Source organism: Pseudomonas sp. GW821-FHT01C01, assembly GCF_059422645.1.
This window is the reverse complement of sequence record NZ_JBWKXF010000025.1, coordinates 61,946-77,003: the sequence shown is the minus strand read 5'-3', so window position 1 is coordinate 77,003 and position 15,058 is coordinate 61,946. Positions and strand designations below refer to the sequence as shown.

At 61.2% G+C, this 15,058-nt stretch carries 13 protein-coding genes and 1 riboswitch; of the genes, 7 read left to right on the top strand and 6 right to left on the bottom strand.

The features are described 5' to 3' along the window. Positions 1 to 211 precede the first annotated feature (211 nt). Positions 212 to 1,636, top strand: a complete 1,425-nt coding sequence (hldE, locus tag AC07XF_RS16745; protein WP_495027346.1) for a bifunctional D-glycero-beta-D-manno-heptose-7-phosphate kinase/D-glycero-beta-D-manno-heptose 1-phosphate adenylyltransferase HldE — start codon at positions 212 to 214, stop codon at positions 1,634 to 1,636. Positions 1,637 to 1,778: 142 nt separating this feature from the next. On the opposite strand, the gene AC07XF_RS16740 is transcribed toward hldE, so the two are convergent. From AC07XF_RS16740 to AC07XF_RS16725, 4 genes are all read right to left on the bottom strand, one after another. Further along, positions 1,779 to 2,747, bottom strand: a complete 969-nt coding sequence (locus tag AC07XF_RS16740; protein WP_495027345.1) for a metal ABC transporter ATPase — start codon at positions 2,745 to 2,747, stop codon at positions 1,779 to 1,781. Between the two features lie 32 nt (positions 2,748 to 2,779). Next, positions 2,780 to 3,592, bottom strand: a complete 813-nt coding sequence (locus AC07XF_RS16735; RefSeq protein ID WP_495027344.1) for an aldo/keto reductase — start codon at positions 3,590 to 3,592, stop codon at positions 2,780 to 2,782. Beyond that, positions 3,589 to 4,764: an NAD(P)/FAD-dependent oxidoreductase gene (locus tag AC07XF_RS16730; protein WP_477775416.1), complete on the bottom strand. Its 1,176-nt coding sequence runs from the start codon at positions 4,762 to 4,764 to the stop codon at positions 3,589 to 3,591. The genes AC07XF_RS16735 and AC07XF_RS16730 overlap by 4 nt, the downstream gene beginning before the upstream one ends. Positions 4,765 to 4,961: 197 nt before the next feature. Next, complete coding sequence (locus tag AC07XF_RS16725; protein ID WP_007991536.1) at positions 4,962 to 5,294, bottom strand: DMT family transporter; 333 nt, start codon at positions 5,292 to 5,294, stop codon at positions 4,962 to 4,964. 103 nt (positions 5,295 to 5,397) lie between these two features. Here AC07XF_RS16725 and AC07XF_RS16720 point away from each other — a divergent pair, with 103 nt between their 5' ends. Both AC07XF_RS16720 and waaA read left to right on the top strand, forming a co-directional pair. Then, the gene (locus tag AC07XF_RS16720; RefSeq protein ID WP_495027343.1) at positions 5,398 to 6,300 is read left to right on the top strand and encodes a LysR family transcriptional regulator; all 903 of its coding nucleotides are present in this window, start codon (positions 5,398 to 5,400) and stop codon (positions 6,298 to 6,300) included. Between the two features lie 11 nt (positions 6,301 to 6,311). Further along, positions 6,312 to 7,589, top strand: a complete 1,278-nt coding sequence (gene waaA, locus AC07XF_RS16715) for a lipid IV(A) 3-deoxy-D-manno-octulosonic acid transferase (RefSeq protein ID WP_495027342.1) — start codon at positions 6,312 to 6,314, stop codon at positions 7,587 to 7,589. A 111-nt stretch (positions 7,590 to 7,700) separates the two neighbouring features. On the opposite strand, the gene AC07XF_RS16710 is transcribed toward waaA, so the two are convergent. After that, on the bottom strand, positions 7,701 to 9,134 hold the full coding sequence (locus tag AC07XF_RS16710) for a TolC family outer membrane protein (RefSeq protein ID WP_495027341.1): 1,434 nt from the start codon (positions 9,132 to 9,134) through the stop codon (positions 7,701 to 7,703). 205 nt (positions 9,135 to 9,339) lie between these two features. Continuing rightward, a riboswitch (TPP riboswitch) is annotated at positions 9,340 to 9,445 on the top strand. 164 nt (positions 9,446 to 9,609) lie between these two features. Here AC07XF_RS16710 and thiC point away from each other — a divergent pair. Together thiC and cytX are read left to right on the top strand one after the other, a co-directional pair. Further along, a complete protein-coding gene (gene thiC / locus AC07XF_RS16705) occupies positions 9,610 to 11,499 on the top strand; it encodes a phosphomethylpyrimidine synthase ThiC (RefSeq protein WP_495027340.1) in 1,890 nt (629 codons plus the stop codon). A gap of 166 nt (positions 11,500 to 11,665) precedes the next feature. After that, positions 11,666 to 12,958, top strand: a complete 1,293-nt coding sequence (gene cytX, locus AC07XF_RS16700) for a putative hydroxymethylpyrimidine transporter CytX (protein WP_495027339.1) — start codon at positions 11,666 to 11,668, stop codon at positions 12,956 to 12,958. Here the strand turns inward: cytX and AC07XF_RS16695 are convergent. Beyond that, on the bottom strand, positions 12,927 to 13,673 hold the full coding sequence (locus tag AC07XF_RS16695) for an RsiV family protein (protein WP_495027338.1): 747 nt from the start codon (positions 13,671 to 13,673) through the stop codon (positions 12,927 to 12,929). The two genes, cytX and AC07XF_RS16695, sit on opposite strands and share 32 nt — an antisense overlap. A gap of 225 nt (positions 13,674 to 13,898) precedes the next feature. On the opposite strand from AC07XF_RS16695, the gene AC07XF_RS16690 reads away from it, so the two are divergent. Then, positions 13,899 to 14,516: an NUDIX domain-containing protein gene (locus tag AC07XF_RS16690; protein WP_007991550.1), complete on the top strand. Its 618-nt coding sequence runs from the start codon at positions 13,899 to 13,901 to the stop codon at positions 14,514 to 14,516. Beyond that, positions 14,507 to 14,959 (top strand): DUF1249 domain-containing protein, encoded by a 453-nt coding sequence (locus AC07XF_RS16685; RefSeq protein ID WP_495027337.1) that lies wholly within the window; start codon positions 14,507 to 14,509, stop codon positions 14,957 to 14,959. Before AC07XF_RS16690 ends, AC07XF_RS16685 begins: the two co-directional genes overlap by 10 nt. Positions 14,960 to 15,058 lie beyond the last annotated feature (99 nt).

Below are 15,058 nucleotides of genomic sequence, written 5' to 3'. Positions count from 1 at the left end.
CGCGGCATCGTTAACGACCATCGCGAGCAAGCTCGCTCCTACAGTGGATCATTCTCGCTTAACTGAACAGCATTACGTCGTCTGGTAGGTCTTTATGCTCAAAAAATGAGCATAAAGACCCGGCGAATCATCCCGTTGCAGCCACCGCACAAGCCGACACCAACCCTGTGTTAATATCGCGCCCCTGTTCATTTTGTATGTGGGTTTCACCATGAAGTTGTCCATGCCGCGATTCGATCAAGCCCCTGTCTTGGTGGTCGGCGATGTCATGCTCGACCGTTACTGGCATGGTGGTACCTCACGGATTTCCCCTGAGGCACCGGTGCCGGTGGTCAAGGTCGATCACATCGAGGACCGCCCGGGCGGTGCTGCCAACGTTGCCTTGAACATTGCCGCCCTGGGGGCTCCGGCCTCGCTGGTCGGTGTAACCGGCGACGATGAAGCCGCCAACAGCCTGGTCAACAGCCTCAAGGGCGCCGGCGTGCGGGCCATCTTCCAGCGCATTGCGCACCAGCCGACCATCGTCAAGCTGCGGGTCATGAGCCGTCACCAGCAACTGCTGCGTATCGACTTCGAAGAGCCTTTCGCCACCGACGCGCTGGCGTTGGCGGCGCAGGTCGATGAGTTGCTTGAAGGCATCAAGGTGCTGGTGCTGTCCGACTACGGCAAAGGCGCGCTGAAAAACCATCAGGCGCTGATCCAGGCCGCCCGTGCCCGTGGCATACCGGTGCTGGCCGATCCCAAGGGCAAGGATTTCTCGATCTACCGTGGTGCGAGCCTGATCACGCCAAACCTCAACGAATTCGAAACCATCGTCGGTGGTTGCGCCGATGAGCACGAATTGGTGAGCAAGGGCGCGCAGTTGATGCACGACCTGGAGCTCGGTGCGTTGCTGGTGACCCGTGGCGAGCATGGCATGACCCTGCTGCGTCCGGATCACCCGGCGCTGCACTTGCCGGCCCGAGCCCGCGAAGTGTTCGACGTGACCGGTGCCGGCGACACGGTGATTTCCACCCTGGCGGCCGCGATTGCCGCTGGCGAAGAACTGCCCCATGCGGTGGCCCTGGCCAACCTGGCGGCGGGTATCGTGGTTGGCAAGCTCGGTACGGCGGCCATCAGCGCGCCGGAACTGCGTCGTGCGATTCAACGTGCGGAGGGTTCCGAGCGCGGTGTGCTGGGTCTTGAGCAGTTGTTGCTGGCGGTCGATGATGCGCGCGCGCACAACGAACGGATTGTCTTCACCAATGGTTGCTTCGACATCCTGCATGCAGGCCACGTGACTTATCTGGAACAGGCGCGGGCCCAAGGCGATCGCCTGATAGTGGCGATCAACGACGATGCATCGGTCAGCCGCCTGAAAGGGCCAGGTCGTCCGATCAACAGCGTCGACCGGCGCATGGCAGTGCTGGCCGGCCTGGGAGCGGTGGACTGGGTCATCAGTTTCCCGGAAGGCACCCCGGAAAACCTGCTGAGCGCGATCAAGCCGGACGTGTTGGTCAAGGGCGGCGACTACGGGATCGATCAGGTCGTCGGCGCGGACATCGTGACGGCCTACGGCGGTACCGTGAAAGTGCTGGGGCTGGTGGAAAACAGCTCGACCACCGCGATAGTCGAGAAGATCCGCAAGTCCGAATGAAGCCATAAAAGATCGCAGCTTCTGTAGGAGCGAGCTTGCTCGCGATGAACTCAGCGGCACCGCATTCAATCAGTCAACACGCGGTATCGTTCACGTCCATCGCGAGCAAGCTCGCTCCTACAGAGGCTGCGATCTTTTGCTTTTAAGAGCTGACCTTCTTACGCGGCACGATTTTCTTCAGCAGCAGCTTGGCTTTCCCGCGCAACCGCGCCAGCCCCGAATCCTTCCCCGGTGGGGTCAGACCCTGCTGTCTCACCCAGTCTTTCCAGCGAATTCGTTCATCCCTCACTAGCCAGCCTTCCTGTCGGGCGAAACTCTCGGCCAGGTACAGTCCGCGCGTGCTGGCCGGGTACAACTGATCCTTTTTCAAGGTGTAGAGCTCAGCCATCGGGTGGCCGTCCTGCAAGGGCATCAAGTACAGATCGGGGCGCTTGCGGTCGAGGCGGGCGACGAGTTGATCGCCTTCCAGTCTTTCGTCGACATGGAACAGGCTCAGGGATTTGGCGTCCTTGGGAACGTCCAGGCGCAAGTCATAGATCAGTTGCAGCGACGCCGTTGGCAAATGCACGTAAGCCCGCGGGCGCTCTATCAGCATCAGGTTGGCGCAACGTACCGGCCGCGCCGAGCCGGACAATGGCGACAAGCGAAACGGCAGCGCTTCGCGGTAATGCAGGGCGGCTGAGTAGGGCGCCGGCAGCCAGGTGTCATTGAACCGGCCACCGAGCCAGCCTTCGGGGGTTTCCAGCAGGCATTCTTCGGCAATCTCCTGGATCGCCGTGTGCAAGGGCAGGTTCAGTTCATGGGCCGGCACGTACCCGGAGATCAACTTGAGCACCACATCGCCACGGTCCTGCCGGCGCTGGCGCACCAGTACCCAATAGTCGCGATTCTGCCAATGCAGGGTCAGGCGCACCGAAACCCCGAGATTGGCCAGCTCCAGGGCAAACCGTTCGCTGTCGCCGACCGTCACCGGGCGACGACGTTGCAGGGTCTGGGAGAAATTCAGCGGCCTGCCGACGCTCTGATAAGCCAGGCCTTCGGGAGTCGCTTCGACGAATAACGGCAGGGTCTTGAAGTTGCTCGGGTTCTTTCTTATGAGCGTACGCGGCATGTCGGCTCCTGCTTAAGACCGCGTGGGCGGCGTCAGTGGCTACGTAGGACCTGGGCAACGGTCGCGACATTGTGGGCGAGGTGCAGCGGATTGATGGTCCCGACAATAGCACTGGCAACACCCGGATGTTCAAACAACAACTCGAAACTGGCGCGCACCGGATCCACGCCCGGACTCAGGCATACATGACCACTGGCGAGGGCTTTCTTGACCAGAATGGCTTTGCCGTGTGCAGCAGCATAGTCAATGACGGCCTTTTCGTTTTGCTCGTTCAGATTGTAGGTGACCATCGCGCAGTCACCGTGCTCCAGCGCCTTCAAACCACCTTCGACGGTTTTACCGGAAAAGCCGAAGCCACGAATCTTGCCTTCGGCCTTGAGCTCGGCGAGGGTGGCGTAGACTTCGCTGTCATTGAGGATCGCCAGGTCGTTACCGTCGGAGTGCACCAAAACAAGATCAATGAAATCCGTTTCCAGTCGTTGCAGGCTTCGTTCCACCGACATGCGTGTGTGGGGGGCGCTGAAGTCGTGACGGGACTGGCCGTCGGCAAACTCTTCGCCCACCTTGCTGACAATCACCCAATCCTGACGCTGGCCACGCAGCAACGGGCCGAGACGTTCTTCGCTGCGACCATAGGCCGGGGCGGTATCGATCAGGTTGATGCCCAGGTCGCGGGCAAGCTTGAGCAGCATGCGCGCTTCATCGTCATCGGGAATCCGGAAGCCGTTGGGGTACTTCACCCCCTGGTCGCGGCCCAGTTTCACCGTGCCCAGGCCCAGGGGCGAAACCAGCAGGCCGGTGCTGCCCAGCGGGCGGTGCAGGTCGTGCAGGGTTGGTTGGCTCATGGCAGCAGTTGCTCCCAGGCAGGTACGCCCATCGGCGGCTTCGGCAGTTCAGGCAGCGCTGCCGGGTGGCTGGGCTGGATACCGTCGCGGGTCAGGCTGGCGATGACCCGGTCGGCGAAATCAGGTGCCAGGGCGAGTTTGGTCGGCCAGCCCACGAGCAGGCGGCCTTCCTCGGCCACAAAGGCATTGTCGGGGCGCGTCAGGCCGGATTGCAGCGGTTCCGCGCGATCCACCCGCAAGGTCGCCCATTGCACCGTACTCAGGTCGATCCAGGGCAACAATTGGCCGAGTTCTTTCTGTGCGGTGGCGATTTGCTCGGCGGGCTCGCGGGTCACGCCTTCAGATTCCGCGATATCGCCGCCCAGGTACCAGACCCATTGGCCATCCGCCGCCGGGTGCGTGGTCACGGTGATACGGGGTTTGGTACCGCCACCCAGGCAGTGGGCGTATAGCGGTTTAAGACTCGGACCCTTGGCGATGATCATGTGCAACGGGCGACGCTGCATCGCGGGCTGGCTCAGGCCCAGCGCTTCAAGCAATGCCGCCGTCCCGGCACCGGCGCTCAGGACGATGCGTTGGGCGCGGATTTCGCGCTCGTCCACTTTCAGGCCGACCAGCACGCCACCTTCCAGCAACGGCTCGATTTTCTGCCCGGCGAGCAAACCGTCTCCCGCCAGATCGGCCAGGCGCTGGATCAGGCTCGGCACATCGACCACCAGTTCCGCCAGGCGATAGACCTTGCCCTTGAAGCGTTTGTCTTGCAGGGCTGGCGGCAATTGCTCGCCCTTGACCTGATCGACGCGCCCGCGCACGGCTTTGCTGGCAAAGAAACTGGTGAGGTTGCCGGCAAGGGTGCCGGGGGACCACAGGTAATGGGCTTCGGACAGCAGGCGCACGCCGGACAGGTCCAGTTCGCCGTCGCCAGCCAGGGCTTCGCGCCAGCGGCGCGGCATGTCGGCGATGGCTTCCGAGGCGCCAGTCAGGGCGCCATGCAGCGCGTATTTGGCGCCGCCGTGGATGATGCCCTGGGACTTCACGCTCTGCCCGCCGCCGAGGCTGGCGCTTTCCACCAGCACGGTCGAAAAACCCTGGCGACGCAGGCGCGCATTCAGCCAGAGGCCGGCGACACCAGCGCCGACAATCAGAACGTCGGTGGAAATAACGGATGGCATGCAGCGACCTCTGTGTTCAAGACGAGGGCGCAGTATACAGACTCAATGTGCAGGGGAGAGGTGATCGCAGAACATGTGGGAGCGGTGGTGCGGCATTCCGACTTGCTCGCGAAAGCGGCGGGTCAGTCAATTCATGTACGACTGACAGAATGCATTCGCGAGCAAGCCCGCTCCCACAATGGATCGGGTTTCGAATGTTAGTGACCGGCAGTTTTGGAGAAGAGCTGGATGACCACGACCCCCAGCACAATCAACGCCATCCCCATCATCGCCGGCACGTCCAGCTTCTGCCCATAGATAAACAACGCTGCAACGCTGACCATCACAATCCCCATGCCGGCCCACACGGCGTACGCCACGCCCACCGGAACGCTGCGCACCACCAGGGTCAGCATCCAGAAGGCAATGCCGTAGCCGAGGATAACCAGCACCAGTGGCAGCGGGGTGCTGAGGCCCTTGACGGCTTTCATCGAAACAGTGGCAATCACTTCGGCGCAGATGGCAATGGCCAGGTAGTAGTAAGCGGTCATGGGTCAATCCTCGTGTGAAGTGTTGCTCTCTGAGGTCGGCATTCTAGTGATTCGCCAGATGCGGTAAAGTCATTACCTATCTGTTTTGAAGATGGGTTGAGCCATGAGCATGCAATGGAATCTGGAGCAGTTGCGGTTGTTTGTCAGCGTAGCGGAGCAGCGTTCGTTTTCTGCCGTGGCGCGGGATCAGCGCAAGGCACAGTCGGCGGTCAGCAGTTCGATAGCGATGCTGGAAGAAGACCTGGGCGTTAGCCTGTTCGACCGCAGCAGCGGCCGACAACCGAAACTCACTGAAGCCGGTAATGCCTTGCTGGAGGAGGCGCGGGAAGTGCTGCGCCAATGCGAACGGCTCAATGGCCGGGCGTTGGCAATGATGCGCGGTCAGGAGGCACGACTGCGTGTGGCGCAGGATGAAGCGATGCCTTATCAGCCGATCATCGAAAGCTTCGAGGCCCTGGCGGAAAAATTCCCCAGCCTTGAAGTGCAACTGACCAGCGCCGCCCAAGGCGATGTGGCGCGCAAGCTGGTAGAGCGGCGCGCCGATCTGGGGTTGCTGTTCTTTCACGATCAGATTCCCGAGGCACTTGAACGGCGAGTGCTGGGCAGCGTGGAAATGGTCACGGTGTGCGGCAAGGATCATCCGTTGGCGCGCAAAGGCGCAGTGGACGGCCAACAACTGGCGCAACATCGGCAGTTGCTGATGTCCACGGAGTCGAGCATTTATCCCGGCAGTGATCCCGCCAGCCCACAGGTCTGGCGCGCCGACAGTTTCTATGTGATGGCCGAATGGCTGGTGCGCGGTCTCGGCTGGGCCTGGCTGCCACGTCACGTGGTGCAGTACCCGACCTATCAGAATCAGATGGTCGAACTGGTCAGCGAATGGACCCCGCCGGCCCTGGTGGTGGAACTGGTATGGCGCCGCGATGAGCCACTCGGTCCGGCCGCGCGCTGGCTCGCCGAACGTTTTGCCGTGCACTTGCAGACGATTGGCGAAAAAAGCCGATAAACTCCGCCGCCATGAATAGAACTCTCTACACCGCGCTGTTTTATCTGGGGCTGCCACTGGTAGCGATTCGGCTTTGGCTGCGCGCGCGCAAGGCGCCGGCGTACGCCAGGCGTATCGGCGAGCGCTTCTCCTGCGGGATGCCGGCGATGAGGCCGGGCGGCATTTGGGTGCACGCCGTCTCGGTGGGCGAGAGCATTGCGGCCGCACCGATGATCCGCGCCTTGCTGGCGCGTTACCCGAATCTGCCGATCACCGTGACTTGTATGACGCCGACCGGGTCGGAACGCATCCTGGCACTGTTCGCCAATGAACCGCGCATCCAGCACTGCTACCTGCCTTACGACCTGCCTTGCGCCGCCCGGCGTTTCCTCGATCGGGTCCAGCCGAAACTGGCGGTGATCATGGAAACCGAACTGTGGCCCAACCATATCCATCAGTGTGCCAAGCGCGGGATTCCCGTGGCGCTGGCCAATGCGCGCCTGTCCGAGCGTTCGGCCAAGGGCTACGGCCGGTTCCGCAAGCTGACCCGGCCGATGCTGGCCGAGATGAGCCTGTTCGCGGTGCAGACCGAAGCCGAAGCCAGGCGCTTCCTTGAGCTGGGTGCGCGTTCGGAGACGGTCGAAGTGACCGGGTCGATCAAGTTCGACCTGACCATCGACCCGCAACTGTTCCGGCGCGCTGTTGAGCTGCGCGGGCAATGGCAGGCGCAGGAACGACCGGTGTGGATCGCTGCCAGTACCCATGACGGCGAAGACGAGGTGGTGCTGGCGGCCCATCGTCAATTGCTGACCAGTCACCCCGATGCCTTGCTGATTCTGGTGCCGCGTCATCCGGAACGCTTTAACTCGGTGTACGGCTTGTGCCAGCAGCAAGGGTTTGCCACGGTCCGGCGTTCCAGCGGTGATGCGGTCAGCGCGAGTACTTCAGTGCTGCTTGGCGACACCATGGGCGAATTGCTGTTTCTCTACGCCCTGGCTGACAGCGCATTCGTCGGTGGCAGCCTGGTAGCCAACGGCGGGCATAACCTGCTGGAGCCTGCGGCCCTGGCCAAACCGGTGCTGAGCGGGCCGCATCTTTTCAACTTCCTCGAAATCGCCGCGCAGTTGCGCAGTGCCGGGGCGTTGCAGGAAGTGGAGGATGCCGAAGGGCTGGCAGTGGCGGTGCAGCGGCTGTTCGAACTACCGCGTGATGCACAGCGTATGGCAGAGGCCGGGTTGAAAGTGATGCGCGCCAATCAGGGGGCATTGCAGCGGTTGCTGGATGGCTTGGGGCGGTTGATCGACCGATAGACCGTGCTGCCTTCATTCGCGAGCAAGCCTGCTCCCACAGGGGATTTGTGAGCGACACAGATCCAATGTGGGAGCGGGCTTGCTCGCGAAGCCTTTGCTTTACAGTTTTGCTCAGGGCCGGGCTTTCAACTGTTCGGCTGCCGCCTCGGCCAGGTCCGGTGGCAGGAAGTCCTTGTCCGGGTTGTAGTCGGGCTTGAGCCAGCGGGCCAGGTCCTGCAAATCCCCCGGGTTCAACGTGCCGGCCTGCTGCTTCAAGCGCAGGTTGTCGAGGATGTAGTCGTAGCGGGTGTTGTTGTAGTCGCGTACCGAGGTGTACAGCTGACGCTGCGCATCCAGTACGTCGACGATGTTGCGTGTGCCCACCTGGTAACCGATTTCAGTCGCTTCCACCGCACTCTGGTTGGAGATGATCGACTGCTTGCGCGCTTGCACCTGCTCGACATCGGTGTTCACCGCACGGTGCAGGTCGCGGGTGTTTTCCACGATCTGCCGACGCAGGGATTCGCGCTGCTGCTCGGTCTGGTCCAGTTGTGAATACGATTGACGCACCTGGGAGCTGATCAGGCCGCCGCTGTAGATCGGAATGTTCAGTTGCAGGCCAATGGTCGTTTGCTCGACGTTGCCACCATAGGGCTGGGGCAAGTTGTTCGGGTTGCTGAAGCCCAATGCATCGTTGTCGCCCTTCTCATACTTGGCAACCGCGTCAACCGTTGGCAAGTGACCGGACTTGCGTTGCTTGAGGGTTTGCTCGGCGGCGCTGACGGCGTAGTTGCTCGCCAACAGATTGAGGTTCTGCCGGGCGGCCGTTTCGACCCAGGCTTTGGCGTCGTTCGGTGCCGGCGGCAGGATCGGCAGTTTATGGCTGATGCCCTGGATCGATTTGTACTGACGGTTGGTCAGGGTGATCAGGGCTTCGAAGGCGTCATCCACCTGGCGTTGCGCGACGATCCGGTTGGCGCGGGCAGTGTCATAGCTGGCTTGTGAGTTCAATACGTCGGTCTTGTCCGAGAGACCGACATCGAAACGCTCGTTGGATTGATCGAGCTGGCGTTTGAACGCGGCTTCTTCGGCCTTCGTCGAAGCCAGGTTGTCCTGGCTGCGCAGCACGTTGAAATAGCTGTTGGCGGTTTGCAGGATCAGGTTTTGCTCAGTCGCCGAGAGTTGCAGGGCAGCCTGTTCGTTTACATCCTTGGCGGCCTGGAACTGGAACCAGCGATCGGCGCGGAACAAGGGCTGCGCCAGGGTGGCCTGGTACGAGTGAGCATCGCGGTTGGTCGTGCCCGAAGGTTGATCGAGCGATGTACGCACCTCGGCAATATCGGCGCCGCCCGAGAGGTTTGGCAGCAAGCCGGCGCGGGCCTGGGGAACGACTTCTTTCTGTGCACCGTATTGGGCCATGGCGGCCGCCAGATCGGCGTTATTGTCCACGGCTTCCTGATAGACACTGACCAGATCCGTCTTGGTCGATAAGGGCGCTTCTGCTGCCCAGGCCATTCCATTGGACGCACAAGACACGGCAAGGGCCAGTGAGAGTTTGCGCAGCATAGACGTTCCCTAGAATTGATATTACACAGGTAATTTGAGCGCCAAGGCTAAGGCGCTGCTTTGACAGCGTCAATGCGTGGCTCAGCGTAGCGAGTGTAGTTGTGCATTAAGGCGGCAACAATCCTGATACTGCGTGTAATTACGCCATTCATCATGGTGTTTGCAGTGGGGTTGGCGTTCTTTGCCAGTTGTGTCTAGACTGGCCGGGTTCTTGTCGGGGTGCCTTGCTATGAGGCTGAGATCGAATAATTTCGGATCCCGTTGAACCTGATCAGGTTAGCGCCTGCGTAGGGAACAAGATTTCTCGTCACCCGGCGAGTCCTCTTGTGCTTCGTCCGGGATGTTGTTCGACAATCGAACACCCCTCGAGCACTGAGCACAGCACAGCTGGTTTTCCCAGCGCCCGTGCGTCCATTCGTTTACAGGTTCGCTCCGACAAAAATCCACTGCCTGGATGCTGTCTGGAGAGCCCGTGATGACCACAAAAGCAAAAATCACCACCAACCTGAGTGACTCGGCCAAGGTCGATCAGCAATCGGTTCAGCCGTTTACCCGCTCGCAAAAAATCTATGTTCAGGGCACCCGTCCGGACATCCTCGTGCCGATGCGCGAAATCAGCCTTGACGTGACACCGACCGACTTCGGCGGTGAGGTCAACGCACCGGTGGTGGTGTATGACACCTCGGGCCCGTACACCGACCCCAATGTCATCATCGATGTGCGCAAAGGCCTGGCGGATGTGCGTTCGCCATGGATCGAATCCCGCGGCGACACCGAGCGCCTGAGCGGCCTGAGCTCGAATTTCGGCCAGGAGCGCCTTGCCGATCCGGAGCTGACCAAGTTGCGCTTCGCTCACGTCAACAATCCGCGCCGCGCCAAGCCGGGTGCCAACGTCAGCCAGATGCACTACGCGCGTAAAGGCATCATCACCGCCGAGATGGAATACGTCGCCATCCGCGAAAACATGAAGCTGGAAGTGGCCCGTGCGGCTGGCCTGCTGGACCAGCAACACGCCGGCCACAGCTTCGGTGCCAGCGTGCCGAAAGTCATCACTCCAGAATTCGTCCGTGAGGAAATCGCCCGTGGCCGCGCGATCATTCCGGCCAACATCAACCACACCGAACTGGAACCGATGATCATCGGCCGTAACTTCCTGGTGAAGATCAACGGCAACATCGGCAACAGCGCCCTGGGTTCGTCCATCGAAGAAGAAGTGGCGAAACTGACCTGGGGCATTCGCTGGGGTTCGGACACGGTCATGGACCTGTCCACCGGCAAGCACATCCACGAAACCCGCGAGTGGATCATCCGCAACTCGCCGGTGCCGATCGGTACCGTGCCGATTTACCAGGCCCTGGAAAAGGTCGGCGGCGTCGCCGAAGACCTGACCTGGGAGTTGTTCCGCGACACGCTGATCGAACAGGCCGAGCAGGGCGTCGACTACTTCACCATCCACGCCGGCGTGTTGCTGCGCTACGTGCCGATGACCGCCAAGCGCGTCACCGGCATCGTCTCCCGTGGCGGTTCGATCATGGCCAAATGGTGCCTGGCGCACCACAAAGAGAACTTCCTCTACACCCATTTCGAAGACATCTGCGAAATCATGAAGGCCTACGACGTCAGCTTCTCGCTGGGCGATGGTCTGCGTCCGGGCTCGATTGCCGACGCCAACGACGAAGCGCAGTTCGGCGAGCTGGAAACCCTCGGCGAGCTGACCAAGATTGCCTGGAAGCACGACGTGCAGTGCATGATCGAAGGCCCGGGCCACGTGCCGATGCAATTGATCAAAGAGAACATGGACAAGCAGCTGGAGTGCTGCGACGAGGCGCCGTTCTACACCCTCGGCCCGCTGACCACCGACATTGCGCCGGGCTACGATCACATCACCTCCGGTATCGGTGCGGCGATGATCGGCTGGTTCGGTTGCGCCATGCTCTGCTACGTGACGCCAAAGGAACACTTGGGCCTGCCGAACAAGGATGACGTGAAGACCGGGATCATCACCTACAAGATCGCCGCGCATGCCGCCGATCTGGCGAAAGGTCACCCGGGTGCGCAAATTCGCGACAATGCCTTGAGCAAGGCGCGCTTCGAGTTCCGTTGGGAGGACCAGTTCAACCTGGGCCTCGATCCGGACACCGCCCGTTCGTATCACGATGAAACCCTGCCGAAGGATTCGGCCAAGGTCGCGCACTTCTGCTCGATGTGCGGGCCGAAATTCTGCTCGATGAAGATCACCCAGGAAGTCCGCGAATACGCGGCCAACCAACGGATCGAAGCGGTCGACGTGGACGTCGCCCAGGGCATGGCCGAACAGGCCGAGCGCTTCAAGCAGGAAGGCAGTCAGCTGTACCAGAAAGTTTGATCTGACCTGTGATTGACGGCGCCTGTGCTGCCGTCTTCGCGAGCAAGCCCGCTCCCACATTCGACCTGTGTACGCAGGACCAATGTGGGAGCGGGCTTGCTCGCGAAGGCGCCAAACCAGGCACCGAATATCTCAATGACACACTTATCCCTTTGAGATAACACCTTTGAGCATTCAACCCAGCACTTATTCACCCGATATCGCGGTGCCGACCGACAAACGTGTGTTCGGCGGTCGCGACCTGTTTTCCCTGTGGTTTTCCCTCGGCATCGGCCTGATGGTCCTGCAGACCGGTGCATTGCTCGCACCGGGCCTGGGCTTGTCCGGTTCGTTGTTGGCGATTTTTCTCGGCACGCTGGTCGGCGTTCTACTGCTGGCGGCGGTCGGGGTGATTGGCAGTGACACCGGCCTGTCGTCGATGGCCGCGCTCAAGCTCAGCCTCGGTACGAAAGGCGCGAGCCTGCCGGCGGTGCTGAACCTGCTGCAATTGATCGGCTGGGGTTCGTTCGAAATCATCGTCATGCGCGATGCCGCGAGCCTGTTGGGTGCGAAGGCGTTCAGTGACGGCAGCCTGCTGTCCAATCCACTGCTCTGGACCCTGTTCTTCGGCGCACTGGCGACCCTGCTGGCTGTTAGCGGTCCATTGACGTTCGTCCGGCAGATCCTGCGCAAATGGGGCATCTGGCTATTGCTGGCCGCTTGCACCTGGCTGACCTGGAACCTGTTCGCCAAGGCTGACCTGGCCGCGTTGTGGGCCCAGGCCGGTGACGGTTCGATGCCGTTTGCCGTGGGTTTCGACATCGCCATTGCCATGCCGCTCTCGTGGTTGCCGCTGATCGCCGACTACTCGCGTTTCGGCAAGCGGGCGAAAAACGTCTTCGGTGGCACCGCCATCGGTTTCTTCATCGGTAATTTCTGGCTGATGAGCCTGGGCGTGGCCTACACCCTGGCGTTCGCGCCGAGCGGTGAAGTCAATGCCTTGCTGCTGGCGTTGGCCGGTGCCGGCCTGGGGATTCCGCTGCTGCTGATTCTTTTGGATGAATCGGAAAATGCCTTTGCCGATATTCACTCGGCGGCGGTGTCCAGCGGGATTCTGTTGCGCGCCAAAGTCGAGCACCTGGCCCTGGCCATCGGCGTCATCTGCACGCTGATTGCCCTGCTGGCGCCGTTGGCCCAGTACCAGAACTTCCTGCTGCTGATCGGTTCGGTGTTTGCGCCGTTGTTCGGCGTGGTGCTGGTGGATCACTTCATCCTGCGCAAGCGTAGCGGCCAGGTGGCCTCAGCCGCACTGCGCTGGCCGGCGCTGCTCGCCTGGCTGGGCGGGGTCAGCACCTATCATTTGCTCGCCAATCTGTACCCGGATGTCGGCGCAACCCTGCCGGCGCTGGTTCTGGCAGGGCTGCTGCAACTTGTGCTGGGGGCTGCCTTCAGTTCCGGCCAGGAAACAGCTCGGGCTTGATGATGCCGTTCAGGCGAGGGTAGGGGATCTTCAGTTCGACATGGCCCAGCGCGTAAGGCGCGATGCTGCTGGTTTCGTACTTGAGGATCACCCCACCATAGGTCAGTGCCACGTTCCGGGTTTTCTGGAACGGCCAGCTCTTCACGAACTCCGGTTCCTGGTCGAGCTTGGTGCTGATCAGCCAGCTGTTGTGCGCCACTTGCGCGGCTTTCCAGAACGCATCTTCCTGCCCCGGCACCAGCATGTCCGACAGCGTCAGCACTTTATGCTGCTGGCGCGAGTAGTTGATAAAGCCTCGACCTGGCGTGCCATGGGCACTGCCGGTGTCCAGGTAGCTGGACAATTCGACGATCACCAAGCCGTCATGCTGCTCACGTACCTTAGCCTGCAGATAGCTGCTGCTGCGTGGGCCGGCGGTGCGCAAAAACTCTTCGCGATAGGCCGCCAGAGTCGGGGCCACCGGAGCGTCGGGCGAGGTACGGGTCATTTGCAGCAGGCGTTTTTCGATGATGCCGTCAAGTGCAGGCTCGGCCGGGAAGTGCAGGGTATCGATGTTGACCAGCGGGCAATCCGGGTTGCTGCAACCGGGCTTGAGCTGCTCGGAGGCATCGCGGGTGGTTTCCAGCGGCGTCCGGTAGTTGGGCTGGAACAGGCTCGCGCAAGCGCCCAGGGTCAGGGCGATAGCAGCCACGGAGGCGATTTTGAAAAGCGACATGAGCGTCCTTTCTGAAACAGGGGAAGGCAAAAAGTTACCGGCTTCGACTCTCAACAAAGCAGTCAGTTCGCCACTAAGCTAATTAGAGTGGGTTTCGCCTTCACCGTCTATCCCGCTGACGGGAAAGGGGCTGCATCAAACATCACGGGCGCGTTAGGATGGCGCGAAGTCGAGGCCCAGGAAAAAAGGAGCCTCGAACAGGATTTGCAGTAAAAGAGGATTGTCATGACGGATTTTGCCAACGCCATTCCGACCGCCGTTGATATCGTGCGGCGCGAAAAGTGCTACGAGGGCTTCTACAAACTCGAACGCGTACACTTGCGCCACGAATTGTTCGCCGGGGGCATGAGCCGCGAGATCAATCGTGAAGTGTTCGTTCGTCATGACGCGGTATGCATGCTGCCTTACGATCCGCAGCGCGATGAAGTGGTGCTGATCGAGCAGTTTCGCGTCGGTGCCATGGGCAAGACCGACAACCCGTGGCTGATCGAACTGGTCGCTGGTCTGATCGACAAGGATGAAGTGCCGGAAGCAGTTGCTCACCGCGAGGCGCAGGAGGAAGCTGGGTTGGAAATCGGGGCGCTCTGGCCGATGCTCAAATACTTTCCATCGCCGGGCGGCAGCAACGAATTCGTGCATTTATACCTGGGGCGTTGCGACACTACCGGGGTTGGCGGCCTGCATGGGCTGGAGGAAGAAGCAGAAGATATCCGCGTCACGGTCTGGGCTTTCGACGATGCCCTGCAAGCCGTGCGCGACGGGCGTATTGCCAACGCGGCGAGCATCATTGCCTTGCAATGGCTGGCTTTGAACCGCGTTGAAGTGAGGGGGTTATGGTCGTAAACAAGCTGCGCGATCGCTATCGGGTGGACCTGGTGGGGCTGCAAGCGTCCTGCGAGGCGAACTACGCGCGCCTGATGCGACTGCTGCCGGACATGCGCAGCGAGCCCGCCGCCCGGCGCATCGCCGTGACCCATGGTGAGCAGATGCTCGGCGTGCTGGCCCTGGAAGTGCTGCTGACCTGTCCTTACACCACGACCCTGCAAGTGCGTCAGGAACACAGCCTGCCGTGGCTGCCGGTGCCGCAACTGGAAGTGCAGGTCTACCACGACGCACGCATGGCCGAAGTGGTCAGCGCCGAACATGCGCGACGCTTTCGCGGCATCTATCCTTACCCGAACGCCTCAATGCACCAGCCGGACGAAAAGGCCCAGCTGAACATGTTTCTGGGCGAATGGCTGAGCCATTGCCTGGCGCTGGGGCATGAGTACGAAGTAGTACGTTAGTTGTGAAGCGCAGTTGTGAACTATGTCAGGTTCACAGGTTTCCCCTTTCGATCATCCCCCAGCATAATTGCGGCACTTACCCATTCCCGTGATCACGCC

Coding starts and splice junctions, on each gene's coding strand:
- AC07XF_RS16685 (WP_495027337.1), top strand. CDS start 14,507: ATGGTCGTAAACAAGCTGCGCGATCGCTATCGGGTGGACCTGGTGGGG.
- AC07XF_RS16710 (WP_495027341.1), bottom strand. CDS start 9,134: ATGCTGCGCAAACTCTCACTGGCCCTTGCCGTGTCTTGTGCGTCCAAT.
- AC07XF_RS16720 (WP_495027343.1), top strand. CDS start 5,398: ATGAGCATGCAATGGAATCTGGAGCAGTTGCGGTTGTTTGTCAGCGTA.
- waaA (WP_495027342.1), top strand. CDS start 6,312: ATGAATAGAACTCTCTACACCGCGCTGTTTTATCTGGGGCTGCCACTG.
- AC07XF_RS16695 (WP_495027338.1), bottom strand. CDS start 13,673: ATGTCGCTTTTCAAAATCGCCTCCGTGGCTGCTATCGCCCTGACCCTG.
- AC07XF_RS16730 (WP_477775416.1), bottom strand. CDS start 4,764: ATGCCATCCGTTATTTCCACCGACGTTCTGATTGTCGGCGCTGGTGTC.
- AC07XF_RS16725 (WP_007991536.1), bottom strand. CDS start 5,294: ATGACCGCTTACTACTACCTGGCCATTGCCATCTGCGCCGAAGTGATT.
- AC07XF_RS16690 (WP_007991550.1), top strand. CDS start 13,899: ATGACGGATTTTGCCAACGCCATTCCGACCGCCGTTGATATCGTGCGG.
- AC07XF_RS16735 (WP_495027344.1), bottom strand. CDS start 3,592: ATGAGCCAACCAACCCTGCACGACCTGCACCGCCCGCTGGGCAGCACC.
- hldE (WP_495027346.1), top strand. CDS start 212: ATGAAGTTGTCCATGCCGCGATTCGATCAAGCCCCTGTCTTGGTGGTC.
- thiC (WP_495027340.1), top strand. CDS start 9,610: ATGACCACAAAAGCAAAAATCACCACCAACCTGAGTGACTCGGCCAAG.
- AC07XF_RS16740 (WP_495027345.1), bottom strand. CDS start 2,747: ATGCCGCGTACGCTCATAAGAAAGAACCCGAGCAACTTCAAGACCCTG.